The organism is Alteromonas sp. ABH4_456 (assembly GCF_056160645.1).
In genome coordinates this window covers 1-3,577 of sequence record NZ_JBSWXO010000030.1, presented here as the reverse complement: position 1 = coordinate 3,577, position 3,577 = coordinate 1, and the positions used below count along the sequence as shown (strand labels likewise).

General features: G+C 34.0%; 3 protein-coding genes. All 3 read right to left on the bottom strand.

The window, feature by feature from the left end:
* Window positions 1-439: 439 nt before the first annotated feature.
* Genes ACXAG2_RS20745 through ACXAG2_RS20735 form a run of 3 tightly spaced genes read right to left on the bottom strand, consistent with a single transcriptional unit; the run spans window position 440 to window position 3,035 of the window.
* Window positions 440-1,111 carry a thioredoxin fold domain-containing protein gene (locus ACXAG2_RS20745; protein ID WP_474870213.1) on the bottom strand — a complete coding sequence of 224 codons (672 nt, stop codon included), beginning with the start codon at window positions 1,109-1,111 and terminating at the stop codon, window positions 440-442.
* Between the two features lie 50 nt (window positions 1,112-1,161).
* The gene (locus ACXAG2_RS20740) at window positions 1,162-1,656 is read right to left on the bottom strand and encodes a hypothetical protein (protein WP_474870210.1); all 495 of its coding nucleotides are present in this window, start codon (window positions 1,654-1,656) and stop codon (window positions 1,162-1,164) included.
* Window positions 1,653-3,035 (bottom strand): hypothetical protein, encoded by a 1,383-nt coding sequence (locus ACXAG2_RS20735; RefSeq protein ID WP_474870207.1) that lies wholly within the window; start codon window positions 3,033-3,035, stop codon window positions 1,653-1,655. The genes ACXAG2_RS20740 and ACXAG2_RS20735 overlap by 4 nt, the downstream gene beginning before the upstream one ends.
* Window positions 3,036-3,577 lie beyond the last annotated feature (542 nt).

Below are 3,577 nucleotides of genomic sequence, written 5' to 3'. Positions count from 1 at the left end.
AGTACGGCGGTTTATGGAGACCGCATCACCATTCCCCGGCAATGCCCACGGAATGGCAAAGGTGTAGCAGACATAGGATCAGTTATTTAGTCGAATAATATCGAGTAATTTAGCTTTCACGTTCTCAAAAGCGTCTTCTTCTGAATTACCAAACCGGCTAACCCAAGAATAAACCTCTCCGTGTGAGATGTGCTTCCTGCTGCCTTTAGGCGATTGTTTCCGCTTATAAATTCCAAATTTAGAAGCATCACCGCCTCGAATCGAGCCTAATTCACGCGTTCTATGCTCTTAAAAAAGCTTTTCAAATGCACCCGTACCCATAACTCTATCCGCAAAAGAGAGTATAAGATCACAGTCACTATATTTCGTCCAGTTGTAATGTCGCTTAACTCAGCTGGTTAATAAATGTTCGTGACCTTGCCCTGTTTCCTAATTCATTTTAGTTTAATAAACTTGCACTTTTAACGCGTTCTAAAATTTCTTCTGTACTTCTTGCTCCTGATATTACGGACATGTCAGAAAAAACAATTGTAGGTGTAGCTGATACATTGAATAGCAATCCTATTTCATACATCGAATTCAGCTTACCAATACAAAATTCCGAATCAATTTTCTTCTTATTAAAATATTTTTCTAAATTTACCTTCGGATCATCTGAACACCAAATATTGCGATTTACATTGAAAGTATCACCAGCTAATCCCAATCTCGGGAATAACACATACTCTACAGTAATCCCAAGTTTATTTAACTCAGGAATAGTCTTGTGTAGTTTTCTACAATAAGGACACGTAGCATCAGTAAAAACTGTAATCTTGTAAAGCTCGTTTTCCGATGGATACGATATCAGATCTCTTGAAAAATCCTCTAACTTCTTAATCCTAAAATCATCAAGACGGTCCTTAGTATAGTTAAAAAAATTACTATCAAATTTAAAAATCTCTCCATATATCAAATTACTACCATCATTAGTTATGTAAAAAATTTTTGTATCAGTTAATACCTGAGAAACACCCGCTATAGGAGATTCTTCTATCGCAACAATCTTATATGGAAGCAAAGACTGAAACTTCCTGAATAAATCGTCTTCTCCAAAAACGGGTCTTTCCAGGAAAAAAATAAGATAAAACAGAACAAAACTCTCTTAGTCATTACTACAACCTATTTTTCAATCTCGCTCATAAGGGAGTCATTCACACTTGGGTTATTTAACAAATTCTGCTTAACACCCTTCTCACCTTTAGATATCAATAATAACACGGTATCTCTATCTATATTTTTATTTCTAGCGATAACATTACGAAGTTGATAACCACCAAATAAAGTTTGATACTCCACCAATTTATATAAGCATTCACTTGACGTTTCAACGGCTTTAGCTTTTTCAAAAGCAGCAATATCGAAAGAAGTTAAAAATGAACTATATCCAACAATAAAAATAGCCAATATAGATAACGATACAAATTTCACTCGACTTTTTGATATAAAAAGTTTTAAAATTATAAAAGTGACTACTAAGTGAATAAAAAGTATGACTAAAAAACTAGCGAAAGAAAGTGGATCATGATAATAGCCTTGCAGGATAAAAAATAATAAAAGGCTATTTGTATTCAATACTATAAAAACATAAAGAAAAATTTTTTCCATTTTAATCATTTATTGAAATCTCTTGAAATTGCCCTATACCTATAGTCATAAATAGCCCTCATATCAATAACCTTTTTTATCGGTATACCAAAGTCAACCTTCACTTTATCTATCAACTTTTTATCTTTAAAAACTTCACTACTTTCAGCGTAAAATAATATATAGTAATAGAGGTTTTTTCCTCGATATCTTAAATGATCCATATTCTTCAGCAATTCTTTCTCTGAATTTGATAGTGAGAACCATCTGGTTGACAAGAATCCACCTAGACGCTCAACACTTAGATGTTTTTTAACGTCATCGTAGAATAAAATCCTTTTAAAAAAAGCATACTCAGCAGCATTAATACCACTATAACTAAAAGTAACTTTATCCTTACCTTTGACCATTTTTATTAATTCAGCGGGCTCTATTCCCTCAAAAGATTCAATAAAGACAGCATCATTTCTATTAATCAATTTATCCTGATGAAGTAAAAAAGCTAAATATTCCTCCTCAATTTCATTCAACCCCAAAGCTCCTACTGCTGCAATACTAAAATTTTCCATTTCAATATTATTGCTTTCCAGTATAGAGTTAATTTTACTTTTGGGAACCGCATCTTCAACTTTAATATTACTATAATCAAGTTCGGATTCCGGACACAACGATACTAAAACATAATCGGAATACTCATCTATTAGTCTTTGTTTATGGTAACTATCAAGCATTTTATTATAATTATGCTCTTTCAGTTTAATCTTGTAATTATTTAAATCGACAAATGTGCCTAACTCTGCCGTTTCTTTTAAAGAAAAAAACTTGTAGTCTACGATGTCATAGCGTAACAGATTAGTTTCTAAATTGATGCCCCCTTTTTCAGACAAAAACTGTAAGTTTTTAAAATCTCTTTCTTTTAAAAAGTAACTACCAACGGAATATTTACCTTCCGGTGTTAATATAAATAAGTCATCAATGGCGCCATAATTGTTAAGAATAACTTCCCACAAATCTTCTAATTTTCTTGTTGTAATTACACTTACCACACCCTTATTGGTTAGCTCATGTCCGCTCTGAGCAACTTTTTCTATAATATTTTTGCTTACATTAGTTGAGACAGCAAAATCTAAAAGCGTGTAGTTCCCGTTTGGTAATTCCAAAATATCAGGTTCATTTCCGACTAGAGCAGCTTCAATATATTGCTCAGCACTATTATACTTCTGCAAGTTAGCTATGCCATCTTCACTATATTTTTTCGAAGCAAAATCTTCATACAGATATTCAATATGAAGTTGCTCCCCCGGTGAGCTTGCAAAACCTTTTAAGTAAAGGCTCTTGCAATCTTCAGCGTTAGATGTTAAAGAAATAGTACTCGCTAATAATATTAAATTTTTGATGGAAGCAGACATTAACCGCCCCCCTCCAATTCATCAATAACATCTCCACCGCAAGTGTGCCTAACAGCCCCGGCCCAATCAACACAAGCCGCATCCTCTTGCGCATTCGCAAACCCAAATACCGGATATAGAATCAACTCTAACAGCGCTATAATAAGCAGCTTTAGCATTTTGACATCTGTTTCGAATAGTTCGAGCCGCATAGCTTCGATCTGATTTATTAAAGTTGCTTTCACAAATATTATACATATTGGTATGGAAGTTATTATCGCATCTGCTTTTAGTAGAGCCTACCATCGTGTAACATTGGTCATGAGTATCGCATGCACTCTTAAATGTAGTATTGTATCCAAAGGATAAAGAATCAAACCACGAACATCCATTAGGTGCTAAACTTGGCAAATTATTAAAATCACAATCTGAAGGGATATCTTCCCTTAAAAGACCTTTACAAGCCTCATCCCTAAATAACTGTTCTTAAGTGTAGAGCACCCCATAGGGGAACTCAGTGTGATTTCTGCGATCAGATCAATCGCCAAAAAGAAATTACCGAG